Genomic DNA, 25,542 nt, shown 5'->3' on the forward strand with positions numbered 1-25,542 from the left:
TAGCAATTGTTCTTTTTGTAAAAAATGATACACAAATTAATGAAGTTGTTATGAAATATTATATATCTATAACGCATGTACTACTATATAGTGCTTTATTCAGCAGTTTTTCTGCCTTTTCTCAATCGGGAATAGTCACAAAAAATGCAAAGGCCAATCTGCATATAGAGCCTTCGTCTATAACAAACCCCACGGGGCAAGATGGAATTTTGGTACCCAGAGTTCAAAATTTTCCGGTTACAAACCCCACAAGATTGGGACAGTTGGTTTATTTATCAGGTAATGCCACTTTAAACGACGAGTTTTATTATTGGGATGGATCCAATTGGATACCATTTACAAAAGTGCTAAACAGAGATTTAGATGAAACGATATATGCCTTTGACGGACAGGGTTATACAGGAGCTTCTCCCCAGAGAACTATAAACTTTTCACGTTTTTTAAAAGCATCTACTGATGGTTTTTCGGTAAATAATAACGAGGTTACAGTGGGTAAAAACGGTTTGTACCTTATTTCTTTTACAGCAAATACTAAAAAACCATTAGGAGTCAATGAGCAGGCAAATTTCACTTATACAATCTTAGTGAATGGCACGGCAGCCTCAGCAGTTCAAACATCAATTGCCGCAGAAGAGGTATCGTCAACCAGCGCATCTTTTAGTTTTCTGAAAAGATTAAATGCAGGCGATAAGATCACCGCAAGTGTTAACAAATCAAATGTAGGGTCAACGGTGACAACCTTAAGCAATTATGAGGCTTTCGGTATTAATAATTTAACCTTGTACTTTATACAAAATTAGTTTTATGAAAAAAGTATATTTCACTTCCGCTTTACTTTTGGCTACACTAATTGTAAAAGCACAAACACTTACAGGTGTTGGGACACAAACTCCCAAAGCAGCATTGCATATTGAACCTCAAAATGCGGTAACACCAAAATCAAGCGCGGGGTTAGGAATACCGGTTTTAGACCGTTTTCCGGCAATAAACCCAACGAACGATCAAAATGCCATGTTAATATTTCTGCGAAATACAACCGATTCTAATTTAGAAGGGTTTTATTATTGGGATGCAGCAACCAATAGCTGGGAATATATTGTAGATTTTAAAACCATTGGTTTAGACACTTCCAAAACCATTGTAAGCGGAAATGCCTTTACACCTAATAATATCACAGGAACAGGTACAGATTCAAGGTTTATTCCATTAACAATTATTAATAGTTTAGACCCCAGTTTTTCATTAACAACAAACGGAGGTTTAAAAGTAGGGAAAACAGCAAAATATTATCTCATTTTTACAGGAGGTATTTATAAAACAGCAAGTAACCAAGCCAGTCAATATACTACAGATATTTTGATCAACGGAACTGTGGGAACTTTAACTTCTGTTGATTCTGCTCCAGGCGGATCTATTGATGGAAGATCAGCTACGTTTTATATTGCTGCTATTGTAAATTTAACCAAAGACGATGTGTTAACAATTCGTACAACGCGCGGCAGTACAACAATTCCTAATACCGTTAGTGTTAATACACCATATACCTTAACAATGATAAATTTAGATTAAGTATGAAAAAAAGCGTTTTAATTTTAATAGCTACAATGTTTGCTCACACAAATTTATCTTTTGCTCAAATAGGTATTAATAAAAACACACCCCAAGCCACACTAGACATTGTCGCTGCAAATCAAGCAAATCCATCCAACACATCGGGTATCATTATCCCACGAGTAAGTGTTTTAAACACTACCGATACCAAAGAAAAAGGCTTGTTGGTTTTTTTAAATGTTGCAGACAGCACACAAAGAGGTTTTTATTGGTGGGACGGCGTGCAATGGAACCCGTTTTTATCGCTTAGCAATGTTACAAACAATAAATCGATAACCTATGTTTCTACAAAAAGCACGTTTAAGGAAGGAAACATGACAGAAGATGTAGCAACAAACGACAGAACACTTGAATTTGATGAGATAAACACCAACGACACCCCAAGTTTTGAACTAAACGCAGCAGGGGAGTTGGTAGTAAAAAAGTCAGGGTATTTCCACGTTCAGGCAGCATCATTTATTAGAAAAAACAGCGGAACAACTCAAAATAAAAGAGATCAACTAGATATGAAAATCTATGTGAATGGAGTAGATGCTTCGATAGATAATAGTGCAAACTTTAATATAGAAGGCACCAAGGCCTATCCAATTGGTTTTTTTACTATTGCAATCAATGCAGCTGGTGTTTTAAAACTTGATGCAAACGATCGATTATCTATGAAAATTATTCGGTCTTACAGAGATGCCCAAGATGACCCTGCAGGACATATCATAATTCCTGATCCAAATGCAAAGTCAAACATTACACTAAGGTTTATGGGCGATTTTTAAAATAATGTGTATTCTAAAAATACTAAAAACCACATAGAGTAAAACGTAAATAGTTTAAATCTATGTGGTTTTGTTTTTTTAATTTTACGGTATCGAAAGTTTCTTTATAAAACAATATTATTCGTCGGAGTAATTGCTGGTGGAAGATTTTCTTCATCTAACATATCGCGCATATCAATTTCGATGGTACGGCTTATTTGTGTAATGGGAACATCGTTTGCACTGCCTTCAAAAGGGTTCATTGAACTTTCGCCAACGGTATCTAAGGTAATAAATACCCAAGTTAAAATCATTGAAAAAGGTACGTTTAACCAAACCGAATACCCTTCGATAATAGTATTTGTGCCTAGTTTGTCAAATTCATTCAGCAAACCAAACGGAACAGACAACACAAACAAAAACAGTAGATAAGTGGTTATAGAACTGAAGTTACGCGGGTACGGAAAATTCTTAATACGCTCTGCTTTCCCTTGATGATCGGTAAATTTTGTTAGCGATTGTTGCAGTAAATTCCATTGAAAATCGTTAATAGCACCGTCTTTGTACAATTGCGCCAAATGTTTTGACTGCAAAGCCGAAAGTTGTGTGGCACGGTTTTTCTTTTGTAAGATGTATGAATATTCATCTGCTGACAAAAAAGGTTTTAACTCGTTTTCAATGTTAGATACTCTTTCGGGTATTGCATAATACTGTAAATATTCTTCATTTGATTTTTCGGTCATATTTTCCCAAGTGCGTGGATCACGTAGTTGAAAACGCAGGGCAGTTAACCAAGCAAAGTGTCTGTAAAAAATCGTTTTAACCTCGTTATTGGATCCATTCAAAGCATCTCGAAGCGAATAAGCAAACGAACGGCTGTCGTTGATAATGGCACCGTAAATTTGTCGGGCTTCCCACAAGCGGGCATAGCTGGCATTGTTTTTAAAACCAACGATAAAAGCCACGGCCGTACCTAAAATAGTGATGGGCTGCCAAGGCAACAATATAAAATGAGCGCCTAAAAAATAACACAATGTGGGGATTAGAGAAAGTATAAAAACTTTGTAAATGGTTCTGCGGGTCCACATAATGAACTCTGTTGGGCTAAATCTTCTTCCTGCGTTCATGTTTTTTAATAATTAGGATACTGAAAAGTATTGTTTTTGAAATGAATGATTAATGGGTGTTTGTTTTACTAGAAAATTTACTAATTATAATTCCCACCAAAACAACCGAATAAAATTGACCAATGATACCAATGAGCGATGTGATGAGTTTGGTTTGATACGAATTAGGTGTAATATCGCCATATCCTATTGTGGTTAGGGTAATAGAGCAAAAATATACCAAATCTATAAACGTGTGTGCCGGACTGCTATAGTCAAGACCTTTGAACGAATTTGGATCGGTATATGCAAAAATCTGCAGCATAAATACAAATGCTTCCAACAGCAATAAAAGCCCGCAAGCCGATGCCGAGATGATATCTGTATTGATATAGCTGGGTTTTGTTAAAAACTTAAAAATCTCAAGAAAAATGAAAAAATAAAAAATTACATAGCAAATATTTAAAAGCTTCATAAACCATGTGATTTCCTTAAAAAAGGGGAGCAGCACGGGAAGAGCTATTACCAAGATGGTTAAAACATTTTTTATGAAGTTTTTTGCTTTGCCTTTTTCAATAAACACACCAATACTTGCCAACCCTAAAAACACCATATTAAGCGGCCATAACACTTCTATATAAAAAGGAATATCTTCTACCACAATCCCAATAAAAAGATGTTGAATAAGTGCTGCAAGAAGCAGTTCGTATTTTCGTTTTTGTAAAAATGTTTTCATTTTTGTTTTTTATCAATAGTGATAAAAATAATTTATTTAAGATAAATTAATGCGTTAAATAATAAATTTTAACGGCAGATTAATCGCTATTTGTTTTTTCTGTTGTAAATTTATGGCAGAACCTTAATAGATGAAAGTTGCAAATAGTTAAATTTGAATGTTTTCCTATGAGTAACGATAAAAAAAATTTGGAATTGTGATGATACACAATTTGCTATAAAAGCATACGAATCATCTTTTTTGACCAATATCTAGTCGGTTAAACATTTTATTTTCGTTTTCATGAAAGTGAAAATATACACGAAAAGTTCCCCATTGACCAGCGTAGAAATTTCCATTAATAAGTTGCCCGTTGTTTTCTATTGTATCAATCGACAAAAATTTTTCTTTGTGATGAAAAGCATTATCAAAAAATGATTGAAAGTCTAACTTTCTACCGTCATCTGTAAAAACAACATCTTTGGTAAAATAAGAGTAAAAAGCTGTTTTATCATTGTTTTGTAAAGCTTCGATAGCCTTTCTTACATTTTCATTAGTAATTTTGTTTAAATCCATTATGGTATTGGTTTCTGATTTTAAAATAGGTGTAATATTCTCTTTTTTTTGTGCACACGAAACGATAGACAAAGTTGCAACAAGTATTGCAAATATATTTTTCATGTTAAGTTGATTTTAAAGGATGCTGCAAATAGATAATCAGTAAATTCAATAATAAAAAAGGAATTTCAACTGCCACACCTTTTAAATCCTTATTCAATAATTGTAAACAAATAATCATTAAAATGCCAGTAGCCATTATAAAATTGCCCCAAACAAATGTTTTTGGAAAAAGAATTAAAAGGGCAGCAAGCATTGTAACAACTCCGTTAATCATCACTGCTGTTTTAGAAAAACCAAATCTAGCGAACATATTAAGCATTTCTGGTTTGCCTGAAAGCATTGCATAACCTTGCTTTAAGCCCATGAAGATAGCACCAAAAATAAATCCGGTGTTTAAAATTTTTAGCAACATATTTTTTTCTAAATAAAAGGGCAAATAACCAAGTTACTTGCCCAGCAAATATAAACTATTTTTTAAAATTAGCGTGTAGTATAACCACCGTTTGCAAAAATGGTTTGCCCTGTAATCCACCAGCCATCAGTTACCAAAAATTCTACTAAAGGAGCAATGTCTTTAATATCTGTTAAACCGCCCAAAGCCGAAGCAGATTTGTGATAGGCAACAGCTTCAGGTGCTTCTTGACCATAGAAAAAAGGTGTGTCCATTGGTCCGGGTGCAACTGCCGAAACCGAAATTCCGCGATGACCAAATTCTTTAGAAGCCATTCGTGTGAAATGCTCAACAGGAGCTTTAGCACCAGCATAGGTAGAATACAAACCAGTATAGGCTGCCAATAAAGAAGTTAAAATAGTATTGATTTTACCATTGTCATTCAAATGTTTACCGGCTTCTTGGATGAAAAAGTATGCCACTTTAGAGTTGATATCAAACATGGTGTCGTAATCAGCTTCGGTAGTATCTAAAAAAGGTTTTTTAAGCACCATTCCAACAGTATTGATGGCAATGTCAATACCGCCAAATTGCTGTTTAGCTTCAAGGAATAACTTTGATATATTCTCTACCTTTGTTAAGTCTGCCTGAAATAAAAATGCTTCTCCGCCGGCGTTCTTAATGTCATTTAAAGTTTGTTCCGCATCGGTTTTTGTACTGTCGCTATTGTAATGAATAGCTACTTTTGCACCTTTCGCCGCAAAATTTCGGCTCAATAATCCGCCTAAATTTTTAGCTCCACCAGCAATTAGTACTATTTTTCCGTTTAAATCGTTTCGTAACATAATTTTTGTTTTTAATATTTTTACAAAGTTCCGTTACAGAAATGTTTAAATCATGGTGAACTTTTCGGTAGTTTTCAAGGAACAGTTTTTTTTCGGAATTTACCAGGAGTTTCGCCAGTGAATTTTTTAAAAAATTTCGAAAAATTAGAAGGGTCATAAGTAAGCCTTCTTGCCACTTCGGCAATGGATAAATTTGTTTCTAGGAGCATTTTTTTTGCTACTTCAATGATTTTATGATCATAAAAATAGCAAGGATGTTGACCAAATTTTTTTTGAATTGTGTCAGATAAATGTTGGTGAGAAATAGCTAATTCACTAGCAATTTCATTAAGTTCTAAAAATGAAAGTGCTTTTCCAGTCACCACTTCATTAATATGATGATCTAAGAAATGAAAATAATCAACAGATATTTCATCGCTTCTGCTTAATTGTTTAGATTTCGTCATGCAGCAAAATTAGTGTTTTTATTTATTAATTAATAGTGTTTTTTTTATTAAAAAAATGTTGATTTTTTTGCATCTCATTGTATATTTGCTGAAATATAAAATAATTTATGAAAAACATATATATTCTTATTTTGTTGTTGTTTTCCAGCGTGTGCTTTGGTCAATACTATGAACAACATTATATAGCTCCAGCACCTTGGCAATATTGGAACAATGCCAACGAAATTGTTATAGGAACTATAGAACCCAATGTAAATGTGGTAGTACAAGTTAGTAAGAGTGATGGTACTTTGGTTACTACTTTGAATGTCACTGAAAACAACCCAGTTTCGTACATATTTACGGGTGCTTTCACAACTACACCTAAAAACAATTTGAATATTATTGAAAACGATAAAGGATTAATCATAGAGGCTACACATCCTGTAATGGTAAATGTTAGGAATATTGCTTCAGATGCAGTTGGAAGTACTGTGGCTAATATAAAAGGCAATGCATCATTAGTAAGTTTTGGTTCGGAAGGATTGGGGTTGGAATTCAGGGTAGGGTACTATCGAAATTCTGTTCAAGGGTTAAATATGGGAGCACCCGTATATTCAGTTATGGCAACAGAAGATAATACATTGGTTAATTTACCTGCGAGTACTATTTCACTGAATAAAGGACAAAGCTATTTGTTTAACGCTCCTATGGGATCTTTGATAAACGCAGATAAGCCCCTTGTTATGAATACTGGAAATTATGGAGATACCCCGCAAATTTGTGGAGCAGCAGGTCAAGATGGCGAAGATGGAACATTTGATCAAATTGCACCTCTTCAATCATTAGGAACTAAGTACATGGTGGTGCGGGGAGAAGGAAGCGTACCAACAATCGCCCAGTCACAACAAGGTTTTGGTTCGGAACAAACTACAATTGTAGCTTCAAAAAACAATACTATAGTTACCATTCAAAATTTCAATGCAAACGGAACTGTAGCCGGTGCACCATTATCAATGTTTTTAAACACTGGCGATTCCTATACATTTTACCATGGAAATGGATTAGATTTGTTATCATCATCAATGATTACTTCTGATCAACCTATAATTGTTTACTCAGGAACAGCTGTTGATTGTGAAACCGATATTTCAACTGTTTTGCCTATTGGAGGTTGCTCAGGATCATTGAATATCCAAACCAAAAAGTTTATAGACTATAATAATGGAAACTTACCCTACTATGGATTTTGCATTATTGAAAGTAATACGGTTCCGGTTTTTGTGAACGGACAGAATATCGAAGTGCTTACAGGAAATTTGAGAGTACCTATTGGAACCACCGGTTTTTATTTAATTACTTTTGATAATGTACAAATAAATAATCCAGCCAATCTAATTATCACTTCTACGTTGCCATTAACCTCAAGTTTGGTGCAGCAAGGTGGAGGCTTTTCAATGTCGGCATTTTTCTCCTCTTTTGGTGAAGCTGCTGATCCTCCCGTGTTTGCAAAAAGAAATAGTGATTGCAGTGTAACATTAGAAGCCGAGGATGGTTACAGTCAATATGTATGGTATAAAGATGAAATAAATTATCAAACAACAACAAAAAACACTCTTCAAGTAACCCAATCGGGTAGTTATTCTGTACAAGTGATGCGCGACTGCGGATTATCAAACGTATCTGTAGCTTTAGATGTAGAAATTGAACCATGTTCCGATCTGGAAGTAGTAAAAGAACGCACGTATCAAAAAGATTTGGATGTAACTTTCACAATAACCGTTACAAACCGAAATCCACATTTTACTGAACCCAACGCCATTGCCACCGATATACTGCCGCAAGGCTTAGTTTATGTTAATTCCACTACAACAAAAGGTGTTTATAACAATACTACTGGTATTTGGAATATAGGTTCATTAGCGCCCAATGAATCGCAAACTTTAGTAATAGATTGCACTATTGGATCTTCAGGTGATTATGTAAATACTTCAACAGTTGCTGGGGATTTTGAAGATACAAATACTAAAAATAATAAAGATACAGCAACAGTAGAAGCATTAGTTGCAGATCTTGATGCAGTTAAAGATGATTTTAGAGAACTTTACATTCCAAACGATTATTTAGAATATTCAATAAAAGTAACCAATAAAGGACCACAACGAGCATTAAATGTACTTGTGAAAGATGAAATGCCACATGCCACAACAGAGATGAGTTGGAGTGGAAATGGCAAATCTGGAACGGGAGATTTGATAGATATAATTAATGCTTTAAACCCTAATGATGTAGTAGAGTATAAGGTTCGTTTAAGAGTACCCGCAGATCATAAAGGTGTCTTTACAAACAGCGTAGATGTTAGTTCTGAGTATGTAGTTGATCCAAACCCGGTATGTACTAGATGTTCGGATACAGATCTTCCCGAATTTAATATTCCTCGTGGAATTTCTCCTAATGGTGATGGGGATAATGATTACCTAGATTTGTCGTACTTCTTTGTGAGTAGAATTGTTATCTTTAATAGATATGGACAAGAAGTATATTCTAAAAATAATTATACGAATGAATGGTATGGTCAAGACAACAATAATAGAATATTACCATCAGGTACCTATTTTTATACTGCATATATTCTGAATAATCCATACAAAACAGGCTATATAGAAGTTATCAGAGAGGTGAGGTAAAAGGTAATTCTATATTGAAACAAGAAATTGAAAACACCACTGCGATTTATAAATTGGTTAAAATGAGCATGGATGAAGAGGATTGGGCTTTGTGGAATTTCATGCAATGGTTGGTAGCTGAACAACGCGAAGAAGAGAAATTGGCGTTGGATTTATTAGATAAAGTGAAACTTGCAGGAGGAGAAAACATGAGTAATACTGCCAAGTTTGAGTTGAACAAGGCTATTGGAGACACCCAGCAAGATTTTCCTATTGCAGATGATGTAAATCCTTTGCAGTAAGATTAAGAACATAAAAAAAACAGAGCTTAACGGCTCTGTTTTTTTATTCTTATTTAGCGATGTTTACTGCTCTTGTTTCCCTAATTACTGTAACTTTTACTTGTCCGGGATAGGTCATTTCAGTTTGAATTTTATGCGAAATTTGGAAAGATAAATTAGCAGCCAATTCGTCGGATACTTTTTCACAATCTACAATCACGCGCAATTCTCTACCAGCTTGAATTGCGTATGCGTTTTTAATTCCACCAAAGCCATATGCAATATCTTCAAGGTCTTTTAAGCGTTGAATGTAAGAATCTAAAACTTGTCGGCGAGCACCTGGGCGCGCACCAGAAATAGCATCACATACTTGAATGATTGGGGATATTAATGAATTCATTTCAATTTCGTCGTGGTGTGCACCAATAGCATTACAAACTTCTGGTTTTTCACCGTGCTTTTCTGCCAATTGCATACCTAATAATGCGTGTGGTAAATCGCTTTCTGTTTCTGGCACTTTACCAATATCGTGTAATAAACCAGCGCGTTTAGCTAATTTTACGTTTAATCCCAACTCAGCAGCCATTAATCCACACAGTCTGGCAACTTCGCGGGAGTGGTGCAATAGGTTTTGTCCGTAAGAGGAACGGTATTTCATGCGGCCTACCATTTTTATTAATTCTGGATGCAATCCATGAATACCTAAATCAATAACGGTACGTTTTCCGGTTTCAATAATTTCTTCATCGATCTGTTTGGCTGTCTTGGCAACAACTTCTTCAATTCGTGCAGGGTGAATACGCCCATCTGTCACCAAACGATGTAGCGACAATCGGGCAATTTCTCTTCTCACCGGATCAAAACATGACAAGATAATTGCTTCGGGCGTGTCATCTACAATGATTTCAACACCTGTTGCAGCTTCTAAAGCCCGAATATTTCTACCTTCACGACCAATAATACGTCCTTTCACATCGTCTGATTCTATATTGAAAACCGACACACAGTTTTCAATTGCTTCTTCAGTTCCAACGCGTTGAATGGTATTGATAATGATTTTTCGAGCTTCTTGCTGAGCAGTCATCTTGGCTTCTTCCACCGTGTCTTGAATATATGCCATTGCCTGAGTTTTTGCTTCGGCTTTCAAGCTTTCTACTAACTGCAATCGGGCTTCATCTGCTGTTAAACCGGCAATTTGTTCCAATTTTTCAACCTGAATGCGGTGTAGTTTTTCTGTTTCTTCTTGTTTTTTTTCTAACGATTGCAATTTGGCTTCGTATTCTTTGATGCTTTTTTCGCTTTCATCGGCAGCTTTTTTAGCACGATTTAATTCGTTAGAAATTTGTGATTCTTTATCGCGTGTTCTTTTTTCGGCTTCGGCTATTTTTTTATCGCGCGATAAAATGATTTGTTCGTGTTCTGATTTTAATTCAATGAACTTTTCTTTGGCTTGAAGGATTTTGTCTTTTTTAATGGTTTCTCCTTCGGCACGAGCGTCTTTTAAAATGCCCTTGGCTTCGTTTTTCGCATTTTTTATTATAGAGGATGCATTGTTCTTTTCAAGATATTTTGCTATTGCAAAACCAATTACGGCACCAACTATAATTGCACTAATAATAAATATTGTTGTTTCCATTTATGTGTAAATAGTTAATAAAAAAAGCCCACATTAGAAGAGTTGCATAAACTCTAGAAAACAAGTTTTGAGCTATCTTATCGTTCAAGGATCCATTCAAAGATGGCATGCTATAGTGATAATGCTTCGCCCATTTTAATTTGTTAGTGTTGAGTTTATCAAACAGAAGCTAATGTGAGCAGTAATTTTCAAACCTAAAAAATTAGGTTGTTACTTTATATGATGTTTTAATAAAATAGTGTCTAAACTATTGTTAAATTCCATTAATTTTTCTTTAGAATCTTCTAAACCTTCTTCGTTTTGTATTCTATTTTGTTCTACTTGCGAAGCAAATTGTAATGCACAAAATGCCAAAACATCTTGTTTATCGCGCATTGCAAAATTTTCTTCAAGTTGCAGTGTCATTGCTTCTATCTTCTTAACAGCAGCTCGTATGCCCTCTTCTTGGTCGGGCGTAACCGTTAACGGATATACGCGATCTGCAATAGAAACTTTTATTTTTAGTTTTTCTTCCATATCCGTTAATTAATCAGTTGTGTGCGTTAATTGTGATATGCAATGATCTATCTCTCGAACTAATGAATTTATCTTTAGTTTTGTTTCTTTTTTAAAATCTTCACTGCCCAACAACGAATTTGCAATTTTTAATTGATCATACTTTTCTTGTAAGCCCATATATTTTTCTTGCAAATCGTTTTGCTGTGTTTGTTGTTGCAAAAGTTCGCTTTTTAAAGCTTCATTTTCTTTTACAACTTTTTCCAAATGCTGTACAAGTTTGTTTAACTTCGTTTCAACCGCTTTGGTTAGGTCACTTAGCTTTTCCATTTATAGAGCATTCTAATTTATACAAAAATACAATTCTTTAACCGAAAGTAAAAAAAAAATTGCAATTAATCGCATATTCGAGCCGATATTTTTTTTTGATTTTTATTTTGTGGTATTCGTTTTTTTGGTATCTTCTTCTTAATTAAATTTTTAAGTATGATTTACCGATTTTTGTTTTTTGCACTGCTTTGTTGGAATAGTTTCGCGCAAACGAATACAATTACAGAGTTCAGTCCGCCGATTAAAATTCCACTATTGGTTGCGGGTACTTTTGGTGAGTTGCGTCCGAATCATTTTCATGCAGGTATCGATTTTACGGCTAACTATAAAATTGGCGATCCCATTTTTGCTCCTGCAGACGGTGTGGTAAACCGAATTAAAGTGAGTAGTTTTGGCTATGGAAAGGCATTGTATGTGAAACACAATAACGGTTATACCACTGTTTACGGGCATTTGAATGCATACGGACACGATATTGCAAATTATGTAAACAAGCATCATTATGAGTTGAAACAATTTGAAATGGAATTGTTTCCATTGGCAAGCGAACTACCTGTAAAAAAAGGCGATATCATTGGCTATATTGGAAATACGGGCGGTTCGGGTGGTCCGCATTTGCACTACGAAATTCGCAACACACGAACAGAACATATTTTAAATCCGTTGGTTTTTTCATTAAAAGAAGCTGTTACCGATACCGAGCAACCTATCATAAACGGTGTTTTTGTTTATCCGCTGACCAATGAAACAATAATTAACAACTCCCATTCGTTTTTTGAAGTAGGATTAAATAAAGTGAATAACACCTATCGAAGTGAAACCATTCAAGCAAAAGGAGTGATTGGTTTTGGCATCAATACGCACGACACTCAAAATAAAAGCCGAGGCAAAAACGGAGTTTATAAATTGGTTACTTTTTTGAATGGATCAAAGTATTTTGAAGTGGTTTTCGATGAGTTTTCTTTTGATGAATCTAAATATCTAAATGAATATATTGATTATAAATATTACCAGCAATCGGGCAATAGAATTCAAAAATTATTTATTTTAAATGAATTGCCCTTAAATTTAATCAAAACCCAAAAAAACAATGGAAAGATTTTGGTTGATGGTGCTCAAGATTTGAATTTTAAAATTGAAGTTTTTGATGTGCATAACAACAAACAAACTATTGAAATTCCTATTAAATATCACGATTATGAACTTGTGGCACAACCACAACCAGAGGGAAAATATATAGATTATTTGAAAGATTATGTTTTTCAGGATAAAAATGTGTCAGTTGAATGGGATGCACGTACTTTTTTTGAAGATGTGTACCTAAAAATCGATTTTATTGAAAATGGATTGGTGCTGCATAAAGACGAATATGCTTTGCAAAAAAACATCAACATAAAAATCATCCTGCCAGAAGATTATCCCAATAAAGATCAAACTTTTATTGGGAAAGTGGATGGGAAAAAAATCAAGTTTTTTGATACATGGAAGCGCGAGAATGATTTTCGTATTCGTACAAAAGAATTGGGAACGTATCAATTGGTTACAGACACAGAAAAACCAATTGTTCATTTTTTAAACAACCAAAGCGAATTTTCGGTCAATGATAATTTAGTTTTTGAAATTGAAGATAAACTTTCGGGAATTGGAACTTTTAACGGATATTTGAACAATGAATGGATTTTATTGGAATATGATTACAAAACAAAAAAAATAATTCATAAATTAAGCGATAAAAAATTTAATAGCGGTAGCAATACTTTGCGATTGGAAGTTGCCGACCGTGTTGGAAATAATACTACATTTGAACAAACAATTGTGGTGAATTAAATAAGATATTTTGAAAAAAAACCTATACAGTATTTTGTTTGCGTTGCTTTGTGCAAGCGGTTTTTCACAAACGGCTCAGATTAAAGGAGTTGTGTTGAATGATCAAGATTTTCCTATAAAAAATGTGATGGTGCAAGCGCAAAACAAGCAAGTTTATACCAATGCCAACGGATTTTATTATATGGATGTTGAAGCGGGCAATGACATCACTATTCAATTTCAAGCAGAAAATTATCAACCAGTAACATATATAGAATCGGTAGCAGCTAATCAATCTTTTGAGCTTAATATCCGTTTAAGTCCAGCCGCAGAAGAGTTGAAAGAACTTGTAATTGATTCTAATTTAAGAAAGCGATTTGAAGGTACAACCGTTATATCGCCCGATGTGATTCGGAAAATTCCTGGGGCAAATGCAGGTGTGGAAAATCTTTTGAAAACCTTGCCCGGAGTTTATTCAAACAATGAATTGTCAACACAATATGCAGTTCGTGGGGGAAATTACGACGAAAACTTAGTATATGTAAACGAGATAGAAGTATATCGTCCGTTTTTAGTTCGATCGGGTCAGCAGGAAGGATTGAGCTTTACAAATACCTCAATGACCGATAAAGTAGATTTTTCATCCGGAGGATTTCAATCAAAATACGGCGATAAAATGTCATCTGTTTTAGACATCACCTACCGCAAACCATCACAATTTGGAGGCTCGTTTGATGCCAGTATTTTGGGAGGCGGTCTTACGGTGGATCTTGCTTCAAAAAATAAAAAATGGACGGCGATTACCGGAGTGCGCTACCGAAACAATGCATTGTTGGTAAAATCACAAGATGTGGATGTAGATTTCACACCTCGTTTTTTAGACGCGCAATCGCTCATAACTTTTCAACCAACAGCAAAATGGGAGTGGAGTTTGTTGCTAAATGCATCGAGCAATGTGTATGAATATACGCCGCTCTTTAAACGAACCAAGTTTGGAACCATTCAAGATGCTAAAGAATTACAAGTGCGTTATCAAGGAGGTGAAATAGACCGATACCAAACATATTTTGGTGCTTTGAAAGGTGTTTTTAAACCGAATTTGCAAAACAGCTACACCCTAATAGCATCGGCATATCATACAAAAGAAGAAGAATATTACGACATTTGGGGAAGCTATGCATTGGGCAATGTGAGTGGAGATTTAGGTGGAAATGCCGGCGAAGTGGAATATACGGTAGGTTTAGGGTCGCAGTTGAATCACGGTAGAAATAATTACGATGCATTCATAGTTAGTGCCGAAATGAAAGGACAACACAAGTTAGACGAAACCGAGATAGAGTGGGGTGTGCGTTATGTGAGCGAAGACATCCGCGACCGTTTATTGGAATGGGAAGTGATTGATTCAGCAGGGTTTTCATTAGCAAATCCTTATTTTTCAACACCTAACAACCAACCTTATGAACCTTATCAAGGCGAATTAGTGCCTTTTCAAAACGTTCGTGCTACTAATTTTGTAACAATTAACCGCTTAAATGGTTTTGCACAATGGAACAAAAGAGGAACTATTGGGAAACATGAAACATTTCTAAATTTTGGCGTGCGTGCACATTATTGGAACGTTGCTGCAGAAGGATACGAAACCTCTAAAGGTCAAATTACAGTAAGTCCGCGTGCACAGTTTGCTATAAAACCGGATTGGGAAACCGATATGGTGTTTCGTTTGTCAGGTGGTTTGTATCATCAACCGCCAAGTTATCGAGAATTGCGCGCAATGGATGGATCTATTCGTCCAAACGTAAAAGCCCAGCAATCCATTCATGTGGTTTTGTCGAATGATTATAGTTTCAAAATAAAAAGTACTCCGTTTAAATTGTTTACGGAATTGTACTATAAAGACCTTTCCAACGTAAATACCTATACGTTAGAAAATGTAAGAATCAGATACAGAGCCGATAACAATGCAAAGGCGTATGTTTACGGAGCAGATGTGCGGATAAACGGAGAAATTGTTCCCGGAATTGAATCTTGGTTTTCTGTTGGATATTTAAAAACCGAAGAAAATTATAACAATCGAGGTTTTATTGCCCGCCCAACCGATCAACGCTTAAAATTGGGATTAATGTTTCAAGACTATATGCCTGCCATTCCCAACTTAAAATTGTATTTGAATCAGGTGTACAACACCCCATTGCCGGGCGGATCGCCCTCGTATGTAGATCCGTATGATTATCAATTGCGTTTGAAAAATTATATGCGAAGCGATGCTGGTTTTTCGTATATTTTTAAAGATCAAACATTTAACTCTAATAAAAAATGGTTGCAACCTTTTAAAGAAGTGGCTGTTGGTTTTGAAATTTACAATTTGTTCAACAATGAAAATGCCATCACCAACACTTGGGTGCGCGATGTATATTCAAAAGTAATGTATGCCATACCAAACCGTATGACTATGCGTACGTTTAATTTAAAACTAAATATGAGTTGGTAACACTTTAAAAATATGTATATTTGAACGAAGATTTAAAGCTTATGAAATACCATTTAACGCTTTTAGCAATCAGTTTAGCCGTTTTTGCTTCATGCAAAAAAGAAGCAGAAACACCAAAGGTAATTTACGGGAATCAGGAAAAAACTGCAGATGTTAATTACCAAAAAATAGATTCAACCGAAATTAAAATTGCCGATTTACCAATAAAATTCTCTGGAACCAATTATTTGCTGCATCCAGTGGGAAATGTGCGGGTATATAATACCGGTTCATCGCGTTACGGCAGCACAAAAATAAACAATCAGGTAAGCTACAAAATTTCAAATTACTCCACACCTGAAATTACAGGGTTTATTACCAATGTGATGTTTCAACATAAAGATTCGTTAGAGTTAAAGCCATTGACGACCCATAAAATGGAAATTCTTTCTATAAATTATTTAGATGAATTGGCATTAAAAACCAATAAACAGTTTTTGGTTTATACATTGGTTGATATGGATACTAATAAAGATGGAAAGTATGATGACAACGATATCAAGGCACTTTACATTTCAAGTATCAATGGTTTGAAATTTACCAAACTTACAAAAGATTTACAGGAATTGCTTGATTGGCAGGTGATCGACGATAAATTGTATTTCCGATCAATTGAAGACATTAACAAAAATGGCGAATTTGATTCAAAAGATGCCGTGCATTATTCATATATTCACCTTTTAGATGAGGAATGGCAACCGCAAGTATATAATCCTTTGGGATAAAGCATAAAAAAAATCGAACGTTTTTAAGGTTCGATTTTTTTTTTTAAAATTACTTAGCCAAAGACATTCTGTATTCTACTTTACTCCAGTCTATCAATTGCCAGAAGTTTTCAATGTATTTAGGACGTTCATTTTTATACTTTAAATAATAAGCATGTTCCCAAACATCAATATTCATCAAAGGATACCCTTTTACTTCAGCATTTGGCATTAACGGATTGTCTTGATTAGTAGTTGTGGTAATTTTTAGTGTACCATCGTTTTGATATACCAACCAAACCCATCCAGAACCAAATAATCCTTTAGCAGCATCTGTGAACTGTGTTTTAAAAGCATCAAAACTTCCAAAATCTTTATTGATTAATTCAGCTACTTTTCCAGTTGGTTTGCCGCCAGCTTTAGGACCAATTATTTCCCAAAAAATATTGTGATTGTAGTAACCACCTGCATTGTTTCTCAATGCGCTATTTTTTAAATCTAAACCATTTAAAATTTCTTCAATAGACATGGTTTCTAGTGGCGTTCCTTTTACAGCGTCGTTTAATTTATTGCAATATCCTAAGTGGTGTTTGCTATAATGTGTTTCAACTGTTTGAGCGTCCATATACGGTTCTAAATCGTTGTAACCGTAATTAAGGCCTTTCATTTGAAAAGCACCTTGATTTGCAACTACCGTTTTGGGATCGCCATTTACAGGCGTAGCTTCGGTAGTGGTAGCACTTGGAACCTCTACTTCAATCATTTCTTCTTTGTCTTTACAGCTAAAAAGTAAAAATGATGCAATACCTGTTAGTAATAAAACATTCTTTTTCATACAATTAAAGATTTAATGAATTAACGAGTTCAATATACAAAATTTTAGCGTCTTCTTGTGTTAAATGTGCAACTTGTTTCCATGCGTTGAATTTAAATCCACGGATTAAATCCATATCTTGATGCAGAAAATTATGAGAATAGTCTAAGGTAGCCTGTTTGTAATAAGCATATAACCTTAAACGAACATCAGGTGCTAAATGTTTATTTGTGTTTGATGCTTTTTCGTATGCTTCAGCAAATAGCGTGTTAAGATCGGTTGTCATTTATTTATTTGCTATGACCGTTTTGTTTCCTCGTGCTTTTTGGTTCAGCTCCACATTGATATTTGTACCCAAAGGCAGGTATAAATCAACGCGTGAACCAAATTTAATAAACCCTGCATCATCGCCTTGGTTTACTCTATGACCTACTTTTGCATAGTTTACAATTCGTTTGGCCAGTGCGCCTGCAATTTGTCGGTACATTACTTCTCCATACACCGGATTATCAATCACCACAGTGGTGCGTTCGTTTTCTTCGCTAGCCTTTGGATGCCATGCTACTAAGTATTTGCCCGGGTGATATTTACTGTATTTCACCATTCCGTTTAAGGCGTATCTGGTTACGTGCACATTGATGGGCGACATAAAAATGGATACCATTAAGCGTTTGTCTTTGAAGTATTCGGGTTCATAGACTTCTTCAATCACAACCACTTTGCCGTCAACTGGTGCCACGATTAAGTGGTCTGCAATATCATCTAAAGCTCTGTTTGGATTTCTGAAAAATTGCAAAACAATAACCAAAAAAAGCAATGCAATTATTTGTATAGTCTTTATGAGCCAAGGAATAGTTATTAAGTATTCTACTCCAATGATAACAATCACTGCAATTAAAAGTGAAAATAAAATTATTTTTGCGCCTTCTTTATGAAACATTACATCACAATTTTATAAATTAAAAATAAAAATGGTGCAGCAAATAAAATGCTGTCTAACCGGTCTAAAATACCGCCGTGTCCGGGCATGATATTTCCGCTGTCTTTAACACCTGCTAATCGTTTATATTTCGATTCAATTAAATCGCCAATCGTTCCCAAAAAGCTAACAACAACGGCAATTAACATCCAGAAAGCAAGCGATAATTGCATATTGGTGTATAAAAATAAAAGATAAGCTGCTATTTGTGTAAACACTAAACCGCCTATAAAACCTTCTATTGTTTTTTTGGGGGATATGCGCTCGAAAAGCTTATGTTTTCCCAAAAGTTTGCCACAAATATACGCAAAAGTGTCGTTACACCATATCATTATAAAAATACTTAATAGCAATAAAGGGGTATAGTTTTTTAAGTGATACGGCAATTGGGTGATGATTATAAAAGGAATGATCACATAACCTGATAAATGCAGGTATTTTACAAATGTAGTTTTTGTTGATGATGTTTTTCTTTGGAACAAGTCAACAATTAAATAGATACTGAAAGGTAAAACCAATAAGTAGAGTGCATTGTAGGCGGTGTTGTTTAGCAAGATAAATGTTATTGCCCATGCAATTGCAAGAGTACACCCAACTATTTTGTTGATCTTGTAGAGCTTGCAAAACTCATAAACACCTATTAAATAAAAAAAAGTAAACAAAGCAATAAACGTATTCTTTGAAAACAAAATGGCACCCACCAACAAGGCAATATATAAAATACCCGATAAGGTGCGTTTTACTACTTCGTTCATTTTAAAAGTCTTCTAATAATAACAAATACACATTTTTGGTTTGAATGCCATATTGCAGAAAATCATCGTTCGTACTTTCTTTAAAATGCTGCATAGTGGTAATATTTGTTGGAATTTCGTTGGTATAACGCATTTTTATATTGCGCAAACCATCACTTTTTGTGCGTGTTATTTGGCTGGCTTTTGCTATTACAATAATGTTTACGGGCAGTTCGTTGGTTTTGTAGTGAAACAACTGCTTAGATGATAATAAAACCGAACCGTCTTGTGCGATTAATCCTTCACAACTTGTTAGTAAAAACACCGGGTTTGTTGGGTTTTTATAGTTTAATTTATTATCAATTAAAAAGTGTTGCAAACCTTTTTCAAAAGTGAGTGCTTCGGTTTCAAACCAATCGTTTTCTTGTAAAATACTAATGAAGTTTTCTTCTAGTTCCTCATTATTCTCACAATATAAAAATTTACCGCCATTTATTTTAAAGTTGTGCGTAAATTGCTCATCAACAGGTATTTCTTTTTCGGGCAGATATTTACTTTCCTCATTATTTTTATTTTGATGAGAAGATGAAAAACTGCTAAAAATTTTCTTAAATATATTCATTGGCTAATTAAAAAGTATTTAAGGGCCATTATAGTTCAAAGATAAAAAAAAACTTGGTTTAACATACGGTTAAACCAAGTTTTTATGGTATATGTTAAAGTGCTCGTTTTAAATTACTTCCGAATTGTTGTTGGTAGTAACATCAATCACTTCTGGTTTATCAAATGGTCTTTTGCCGAAAATTTCTTCTAAATCTTCTCTAAAGATCACTTCTTTTTCACAAAGTAAATCAGCAAGTTGGATTAATTTATCTTTATTATCGGTTAATAAAGTTATTGCTCTTTGATATTGTCCTTCGATCAACATTGAAATTTCTTTATCAATCAATTTTGCCGTTTCTTCGGAATAAGGTTTAGAAAAGTTGTATTCGCTTTGCCCTGATGAATCGTAGTAAGTTATATTTCCTAACGAATCATTCAAACCATAAATGGTTACCATAGCTCGAGCTTGTTTGTTTACTTTCTCTAAATCACTTAATGCTCCTGTAGAAATTTTATCGAAAATTACTTTTTCAGCAGCTCTTCCGCCCATTGTAGCACACATTTCATCTAACATTTGCTCGGTGCGAACAATTTGGCGCTCTTCAGGCAAGTACCATGCAGCACCTAAACTCATACCGCGAGGCACAATGGTTACTTTCACTAACGGTGCGGCATGCTCTGTTAACCAAGAAACAGTTGCGTGCCCAGCTTCGTGAATGGCAATGGCATATTTTTCTTCAGGGGTAATTATTTTGTTTTTCTTTTCTAAACCACCCACAATTCTGTCCACAGCATCTAAAAAGTCTTGTTTATCAACTTCGGTTTTGCCTTTTCGAGCAGCAGTTAAAGCAGCTTCGTTACAAACATTTGCGATATCTGCACCGGAAAACCCAGGTGTTTGTTTAGCAAGAAAATCCAAATCAAGATTTTCTACTTTTTTTATTTTTTTCAAGTGAACTGCAAAAATTTGCTTACGCTCGTTTACATCTGGCAAATCCACATAAATTTGTCTGTCAAAACGTCCGGCACGCATCAAAGCTTTGTCTAAAATTTCTGCCCGGTTTGTAGCTGCTAAAACGATTACGTTGGTATTGGTTCCAAAACCATCCATTTCTGTTAGCAACTGATTCAAGGTGTTTTCGCGCTCGTCATTTGATCCTGAAAAATTCGATTTTCCACGCGCTCTACCAATGGCATCAATTTCATCGATAAAGATAATGGCAGGCGATTTTTCTTTTGCTTGTTTAAACAAATCACGCACTCGCGATGCACCTACTCCTACAAACATTTCCACGAAATCTGAACCTGAAAGCGAGAAGAATGGTACTTGCGCCTCACCAGCCACTGCTTTTGCTAATAACGTTTTACCAGTTCCGGGTGGTCCCACTAATAATGCACCTTTTGGAATTTTACCTCCAATTGAGGTGTATTTTTCAGGATTTTTTAGAAACTCTACAATTTCTTGGATTTCTTCTTTTGCACCTTCTAAACCAGCAACATCGCTAAATGTGGTGCGAGTGTCATTCTTTTCATCGAACAATCGTGCTCGTGATTTTCCAATCGAAAAAATTTGTCCACCACCACCACCGGCACCTCCGCCCATGCGGCGCATCATAAAAATCCATACAACTGGAATTAAAATGATAGGTAAAAGTGATAATAGAATGCTGCCCCAATTGCTTTCTTTTTCGGTAGTAAATTCTTTAATTTTACCATCGGCAAGGGCTTGTGTTAAACGTTCTTCAAATAGATCTTTATTGGCAATTTCTACCACATAATCCGGACCACTTGCCATATTGCTAAGCAAAGTGGGTTTGCTGTTTTTCTGATGTTCAGGATTGCTTTTTACACTTTCATTTAAAAAAACTTGTGCAGAAGAGTTGCTAAATACCACTTTTTCTACTTGGCTGTTATCTAAATATTGATAAAATTTAGAAAGACCAATCGTTTTTCCATCTCCAAAACCGCCGCCTCCGGTGGTCAGTGAAATGGCGAATAGTACAAAAATAATACCTGCATAAAGCATCCAAGGATTGTACTTGGGCTTATTATTTACGGGATTCTTCATAAATTAATTACTGTGTTGATTGGTTAGAAGTTACTTGTGTTATTTTAGCATCGCCCCACAAGTCTTCTATATTATAATAGTCGCGGGTTTCTTTTTGAAAGATATGAACCACAATGTTAATGTAATCCATTAAAACCCAATTGGCTTGATCGGTTCCTTCCACGTGCCAAGGTTTGTCTTTTAATTCTTTTGACACCGTGCGTTGCACAGAACCCGAAATGGCATTTACTTGTGTATTAGAATTTCCATCACAAATTACAAAGTAGTCGCAAGCTGTATTTTCGATGGATCTTAAGTCCAAAATAGTAATATTTTCTCCTTTTACGTTTTCTATTCCTTCTATAATCAAGGCTAAAAGTGCCTCGTTGTTCTTTTTGTTTTCGTTCATGTATATATTTTGTACTTAATTATTGCAAATTTATCAAAATAGTATCGTCTTAAAAAGTTATTTTTGTCTTAAAGATACTATATATAATGCATTTAATCAAACTCAGTGCCATATCTTCTACAAACGATTTTTTAAAACAGTTGTCAGTTGCTTCAAAAATTGATGATTTCACTGTTGTTTGGTCAGCTATTCAAACAAAGGGAAAAGGTCAAATGGGCGCATCGTGGGTGACTGAAGGTGCTAAAAACCTAACATTTAGCACGTATGTGAGTGCAGATTTCTTATTGATTGATGATTTGTTTACATGGAATGTAATGGTTGCAAATGCGGTTGTAAAAGCCTTGCATTTTTTTAATTTGAAAGATATATCGATTAAATGGCCAAACGACATTTTGGCAGGAAATAAAAAAATTGCCGGTATTTTAATAGAAAATTCCATTCAAACAGATGGCAGATTTTCTTCGATTGTTGGTATCGGAATTAATTTAGAACAAACTGATTTTACTAATTTTCCAAACGCATCATCTGTTTTTAAACAATTTGGCATAAAGCTCAATAGGGAAGAGTTGCTTCAAAAAATTGTATTTTTTTTAGAGTTTTTCGCAAATAATTTAAAAGACGAAGAAGAAAATCAATGGACGTTTTTTCATGAATATCTTTTTAAAAAAGAGTGCGTTTGTAGTTTTCAAGACCAAGAAGGAATTGTTTTTAATGGAATAATAAAGGGTGTAAACCGCCAAGGGCAATTGGTGGTTTTGCGCGAAGACGACGGTTTACACTATTATAATTTAAAGGAAGTGAAATTGATGTATTAGTTTTCTTCAGGAATAAACTTTAGTGAAACAGAGTTCATACAATAGCGTGTTCCGGTGGTTTCTTGCGGCCCGTCATCGAAAACGTGTCCTAAATGACCACCACAGTTTGCACAAGTAACTTCAGTTCGTATCATTCCGTGCGAAGTATCTTTGGTATAAATTACTGATCCTTCTATTGCTTGGTCAAAAGAGGGCCAACCACATGAAGAGTTGTATTTTGTATTTGAATCAAATAGTTTGTGGCCACATGCAGCGCAAACATACGTTCCTTTTTCAAAAAAATCATTGTATTTTCCACTAAAAGGTCGTTCTGTGCCTTTCTCACGCAGAATGTAATATTCTTCTGGAGTTAATTTTTCTTTCCAATCTTGTTCTGTCATAGCTTTTGTTGTTTGGGGTTGGGCAGTTGCATGATGTTCTTTGCAACTTATTAATTGTACACATAAAAATATCCAAAATATTTTAAAGGGTAACAAATTGTACGATTTTTTGAATAACTGCTTCATCTCCTAAAATTTTTCGGTGTCCTAATCCATTAGTAATCATTAATTCGCTGTTAGGTAGTGTTTGGTGTATGGTTTCTGCTGCGGTGAAAGGCACATCTTTATCATTTTTATCGTGAATTACCAACACCGGCGTTGCTACCTTTTCAGTATGTTGTTCCACATCATAATGAATCATTTTATCATTGTATTTTTGTTCAAAAAGATGAATCAAATGTGGTGTTATTTTTCTGCTCATTCCAATGGTGTCTAAAAATTCATTCGTAATGTCTTTTGTTCTGTTTCCGCTACCAATGATTACTGCTTTGTTTGTTTGTAGGCCTCGCCCTAAACAATTAATAACGCTCATTCCTCCTAAAGAATGACCGATGATTGCGTCAAAACCATTGTATTTTTTGTTCAATAAAAAAATTGTTTCAATAAAATGTTTCATATTGGCTGTGGTTTTAGTGCTTTTGCCGTGTCCGGGAGCATCGAAACTAATAATGGTATAATTCAATTCTTTAAACGCTTTTGCTATTGATACCAACTGCGTGCCGCGGCCATTCCATCCGTGAACCAATAATACCTTTTTCGATCCGAATTTATTCTCATAAACCACCACTTCTTTTTTGCTTTCGGGTAATAATAGTTTGGATTTATGCGAAGCCTCGAACATTTTTTGTTCACGTTTTGGCAATTTGTGTTTTATAGGAGTTTCGAAAAGCCTTAAAGCAAAAGCCGCAGCTAATTTTTTGTTCAGTCTGCTTAAAACACGAGAGGTGTTTTTTATATAGCCCGGAACTTCTAAAACTTTTGCTTGTTTTTTCACCATGATTTCATAAATTTACACACAAAGTTAAAAGGTATTCTTGGGAATATTTTATATTTTTAGAAAAAATTAATTGATTAAAAATTTATTACTATGAAAAAAGTATTAGTACTATCTGTTTGTGCAGCACTTGTGCTCTCATGTGCTACCAATCCGTTTACAGGAAAGAAGACAATGGCTTTTGTTCCAGACAGTTCGCTGTTTGCATCTTCGTTCCAGCAATATTCTGCCTTTTTAAAAGAGAATAAAGTGGTAACAGGAACCAGCGACGCACAAATGGTACAACGCGTTGGCGAGAAAATTAAAAACGCATCCGAACAATGGTTAAAAGCAAACGGATACTCAAATTATTTGAAAGATTACAAATGGGAATATAAACTAGTACAAGACAATGCTGTGAATGCATGGTGTATGCCTGGTGGAAAAATTGTGGTTTATTCAGGTTTAATGAAAGTAGCTCAAGGTGAGGCGGGCTTGGCAACCGTTATGGGACACGAAGTAGCACACGCTTTGGCAAATCACGGACAGCAGCGTATGAGTGCAGGACTTTTGCAACAGTTAGTAGGAGCAGGAGTTGCCGTTGGAACTAGTGAAATGAGTAATGAAGCTCAGCAAATGGCAATGGCAGCTTATGGCGCTGGTAGCAACGTGCTTGGAATGATGCCTTTTAGCCGCAAACACGAATCAGAAGCAGATCGAATTGGTTTGATATTAATGGCAATTGCTGGATACAATCCTGATAACGCCATTTCATTCTGGCAAAGAATGTCTGCACAAGGAGGCAGTAGTACCCCAGAAATATTAAGTACGCACCCAAGCGATAAAACCCGTATTTCGAATATTCAAAAATTAATACCTGTGGCAAAGGCAGAAGCCGCTAAATTTGGTAAAAAATATTAATTTTATAAAGGCAGTTTAA

Annotated in this window: 28 protein-coding genes and 1 other RNA gene; 10 read left to right on the forward strand and 19 right to left on the reverse strand. The window is 35.0% G+C overall.

Translation table 11 applies throughout. From position 1 onward, the window contains the following. The first annotated feature begins 50 nt into the window (after positions 1 to 50). Genes NPX36_RS08920 through NPX36_RS08930 form a run of 3 tightly spaced genes read left to right on the forward strand, consistent with a single transcriptional unit; the run spans position 51 to position 2,381 of the window. On the forward strand, positions 51 to 800 hold the full coding sequence (locus NPX36_RS08920) for a hypothetical protein (RefSeq protein ID WP_257498388.1): 750 nt from the start codon (positions 51 to 53) through the stop codon (positions 798 to 800). A 4-nt stretch (positions 801 to 804) separates the two neighbouring features. After that, entirely contained in the window at positions 805 to 1,569 is a 765-nt protein-coding gene (locus NPX36_RS08925; protein ID WP_257498389.1) for a hypothetical protein, read from the forward strand. 2 nt (positions 1,570 to 1,571) lie between these two features. Next, a complete protein-coding gene (locus NPX36_RS08930) occupies positions 1,572 to 2,381 on the forward strand; it encodes a hypothetical protein (protein WP_257498390.1) in 810 nt (269 codons plus the stop codon). A gap of 104 nt (positions 2,382 to 2,485) precedes the next feature. Here the strand turns inward: NPX36_RS08930 and NPX36_RS08935 are convergent, their stop codons facing one another. The 6 genes from NPX36_RS08935 to NPX36_RS08960 form a co-directional block, all read right to left on the reverse strand. Next, positions 2,486 to 3,487: a bestrophin family protein gene (locus tag NPX36_RS08935; RefSeq protein ID WP_257498391.1), complete on the reverse strand. Its 1,002-nt coding sequence runs from the start codon at positions 3,485 to 3,487 to the stop codon at positions 2,486 to 2,488. Between the two features lie 49 nt (positions 3,488 to 3,536). Beyond that, positions 3,537 to 4,202, reverse strand: a complete 666-nt coding sequence (locus NPX36_RS08940) for a potassium channel family protein (RefSeq protein ID WP_257498392.1) — start codon at positions 4,200 to 4,202, stop codon at positions 3,537 to 3,539. 231 nt (positions 4,203 to 4,433) lie between these two features. Further along, a complete protein-coding gene (locus tag NPX36_RS08945; RefSeq protein WP_257498393.1) occupies positions 4,434 to 4,862 on the reverse strand; it encodes a hypothetical protein in 429 nt (142 codons plus the stop codon). A gap of 1 nt (position 4,863) precedes the next feature. Then, complete coding sequence (locus tag NPX36_RS08950) at positions 4,864 to 5,214, reverse strand: DoxX family protein (protein ID WP_257498394.1); 351 nt, start codon at positions 5,212 to 5,214, stop codon at positions 4,864 to 4,866. Between the two features lie 68 nt (positions 5,215 to 5,282). Further along, positions 5,283 to 6,038: an SDR family oxidoreductase gene (locus tag NPX36_RS08955; protein WP_257498395.1), complete on the reverse strand. Its 756-nt coding sequence runs from the start codon at positions 6,036 to 6,038 to the stop codon at positions 5,283 to 5,285. Positions 6,039 to 6,112: 74 nt separating this feature from the next. After that, the gene (locus NPX36_RS08960; protein WP_257498396.1) at positions 6,113 to 6,484 is read right to left on the reverse strand and encodes a helix-turn-helix domain-containing protein; all 372 of its coding nucleotides are present in this window, start codon (positions 6,482 to 6,484) and stop codon (positions 6,113 to 6,115) included. A gap of 107 nt (positions 6,485 to 6,591) precedes the next feature. On the opposite strand from NPX36_RS08960, the gene NPX36_RS08965 reads away from it, so the two are divergent. Together NPX36_RS08965 and NPX36_RS08970 are read left to right on the forward strand one after the other, a co-directional pair. Next, on the forward strand, positions 6,592 to 9,150 hold the full coding sequence (locus tag NPX36_RS08965) for a T9SS type B sorting domain-containing protein (protein ID WP_257498397.1): 2,559 nt from the start codon (positions 6,592 to 6,594) through the stop codon (positions 9,148 to 9,150). A gap of 14 nt (positions 9,151 to 9,164) precedes the next feature. After that, positions 9,165 to 9,431 (forward strand): ferritin-like domain-containing protein, encoded by a 267-nt coding sequence (locus tag NPX36_RS08970; RefSeq protein ID WP_257498398.1) that lies wholly within the window; start codon positions 9,165 to 9,167, stop codon positions 9,429 to 9,431. Positions 9,432 to 9,480: 49 nt separating this feature from the next. On the opposite strand, the gene rny is transcribed toward NPX36_RS08970, so the two are convergent. The 4 genes from rny to NPX36_RS08990 all read right to left on the reverse strand — a co-directional run bounded on the left by rny (position 9,481) and on the right by NPX36_RS08990 (position 11,871). Then, positions 9,481 to 11,046, reverse strand: coding sequence for a ribonuclease Y (gene rny / locus NPX36_RS08975; RefSeq protein ID WP_257498399.1), 1,566 nt, complete (start codon positions 11,044 to 11,046; stop codon positions 9,481 to 9,483). Between the two features lie 48 nt (positions 11,047 to 11,094). After that, a non-coding RNA gene (gene ssrS, locus NPX36_RS08980) (6S RNA) lies at positions 11,095 to 11,201 on the reverse strand. Between the two features lie 55 nt (positions 11,202 to 11,256). Continuing rightward, the gene (locus NPX36_RS08985) at positions 11,257 to 11,562 is read right to left on the reverse strand and encodes a cell division protein ZapA (protein WP_257498400.1); all 306 of its coding nucleotides are present in this window, start codon (positions 11,560 to 11,562) and stop codon (positions 11,257 to 11,259) included. 9 nt (positions 11,563 to 11,571) lie between these two features. Next, on the reverse strand, positions 11,572 to 11,871 hold the full coding sequence (locus NPX36_RS08990; RefSeq protein WP_257498401.1) for a hypothetical protein: 300 nt from the start codon (positions 11,869 to 11,871) through the stop codon (positions 11,572 to 11,574). 156 nt (positions 11,872 to 12,027) lie between these two features. Between NPX36_RS08990 and NPX36_RS08995 the strand changes: the two genes are divergently transcribed. The 3 genes from NPX36_RS08995 to NPX36_RS09005 are packed head-to-tail and all read left to right on the forward strand — an operon-like array spanning position 12,028 to position 16,929. Next, positions 12,028 to 13,698 (forward strand): M23 family metallopeptidase, encoded by a 1,671-nt coding sequence (locus tag NPX36_RS08995; protein ID WP_257498402.1) that lies wholly within the window; start codon positions 12,028 to 12,030, stop codon positions 13,696 to 13,698. Between the two features lie 10 nt (positions 13,699 to 13,708). After that, positions 13,709 to 16,165 (forward strand): TonB-dependent receptor, encoded by a 2,457-nt coding sequence (locus NPX36_RS09000; protein WP_257498403.1) that lies wholly within the window; start codon positions 13,709 to 13,711, stop codon positions 16,163 to 16,165. A 20-nt stretch (positions 16,166 to 16,185) separates the two neighbouring features. Next, positions 16,186 to 16,929, forward strand: a complete 744-nt coding sequence (locus NPX36_RS09005) for a hypothetical protein (protein ID WP_317618254.1) — start codon at positions 16,186 to 16,188, stop codon at positions 16,927 to 16,929. A 49-nt stretch (positions 16,930 to 16,978) separates the two neighbouring features. On the opposite strand, the gene NPX36_RS09010 is transcribed toward NPX36_RS09005, so the two are convergent. The 7 genes from NPX36_RS09010 to rsfS form a co-directional block, all read right to left on the reverse strand. Next, positions 16,979 to 17,743, reverse strand: coding sequence for a superoxide dismutase (locus NPX36_RS09010; protein ID WP_317618255.1), 765 nt, complete (start codon positions 17,741 to 17,743; stop codon positions 16,979 to 16,981). 4 nt (positions 17,744 to 17,747) lie between these two features. Then, entirely contained in the window at positions 17,748 to 18,008 is a 261-nt protein-coding gene (locus NPX36_RS09015) for an acyl-CoA-binding protein (protein WP_257498404.1), read from the reverse strand. Then, complete coding sequence (locus NPX36_RS09020) at positions 18,009 to 18,662, reverse strand: phosphatidylserine decarboxylase family protein (protein ID WP_257498405.1); 654 nt, start codon at positions 18,660 to 18,662, stop codon at positions 18,009 to 18,011. Beyond that, positions 18,662 to 19,456 (reverse strand): phosphatidate cytidylyltransferase, encoded by a 795-nt coding sequence (locus NPX36_RS09025; RefSeq protein ID WP_257498406.1) that lies wholly within the window; start codon positions 19,454 to 19,456, stop codon positions 18,662 to 18,664. Before NPX36_RS09025 ends, NPX36_RS09020 begins: the two co-directional genes overlap by 1 nt. 1 nt (position 19,457) lies before the next feature. Beyond that, entirely contained in the window at positions 19,458 to 20,057 is a 600-nt protein-coding gene (locus NPX36_RS09030; RefSeq protein WP_257498407.1) for an LUD domain-containing protein, read from the reverse strand. Between the two features lie 108 nt (positions 20,058 to 20,165). After that, the gene (ftsH, locus tag NPX36_RS09035; protein ID WP_257498408.1) at positions 20,166 to 22,106 is read right to left on the reverse strand and encodes an ATP-dependent zinc metalloprotease FtsH; all 1,941 of its coding nucleotides are present in this window, start codon (positions 22,104 to 22,106) and stop codon (positions 20,166 to 20,168) included. Between the two features lie 7 nt (positions 22,107 to 22,113). Beyond that, positions 22,114 to 22,494: a ribosome silencing factor gene (gene rsfS / locus NPX36_RS09040; protein ID WP_257498409.1), complete on the reverse strand. Its 381-nt coding sequence runs from the start codon at positions 22,492 to 22,494 to the stop codon at positions 22,114 to 22,116. An 86-nt stretch (positions 22,495 to 22,580) separates the two neighbouring features. On the opposite strand from rsfS, the gene NPX36_RS09045 reads away from it, so the two are divergent. Beyond that, positions 22,581 to 23,309, forward strand: a complete 729-nt coding sequence (locus NPX36_RS09045; protein WP_257498410.1) for a biotin--[acetyl-CoA-carboxylase] ligase — start codon at positions 22,581 to 22,583, stop codon at positions 23,307 to 23,309. On the opposite strand, the gene msrB is transcribed toward NPX36_RS09045, so the two are convergent. Both msrB and NPX36_RS09055 read right to left on the reverse strand, forming a co-directional pair. Then, positions 23,306 to 23,689 carry a peptide-methionine (R)-S-oxide reductase MsrB gene (gene msrB, locus NPX36_RS09050; protein ID WP_257498411.1) on the reverse strand — a complete coding sequence of 128 codons (384 nt, stop codon included), beginning with the start codon at positions 23,687 to 23,689 and terminating at the stop codon, positions 23,306 to 23,308. The two genes, NPX36_RS09045 and msrB, sit on opposite strands and share 4 nt — an antisense overlap. Positions 23,690 to 23,771: 82 nt before the next feature. Continuing rightward, complete coding sequence (locus NPX36_RS09055) at positions 23,772 to 24,626, reverse strand: alpha/beta fold hydrolase (protein ID WP_257498412.1); 855 nt, start codon at positions 24,624 to 24,626, stop codon at positions 23,772 to 23,774. A 90-nt stretch (positions 24,627 to 24,716) separates the two neighbouring features. On the opposite strand from NPX36_RS09055, the gene NPX36_RS09060 reads away from it, so the two are divergent. Continuing rightward, positions 24,717 to 25,523, forward strand: coding sequence for a M48 family metallopeptidase (locus tag NPX36_RS09060; protein ID WP_257498413.1), 807 nt, complete (start codon positions 24,717 to 24,719; stop codon positions 25,521 to 25,523). Positions 25,524 to 25,542 lie beyond the last annotated feature (19 nt).

Source organism: Paenimyroides aestuarii (assembly GCF_024628805.1).
Classification (GTDB): domain Bacteria; phylum Bacteroidota; class Bacteroidia; order Flavobacteriales; family Flavobacteriaceae; genus Flavobacterium; species Flavobacterium aestuarii_A.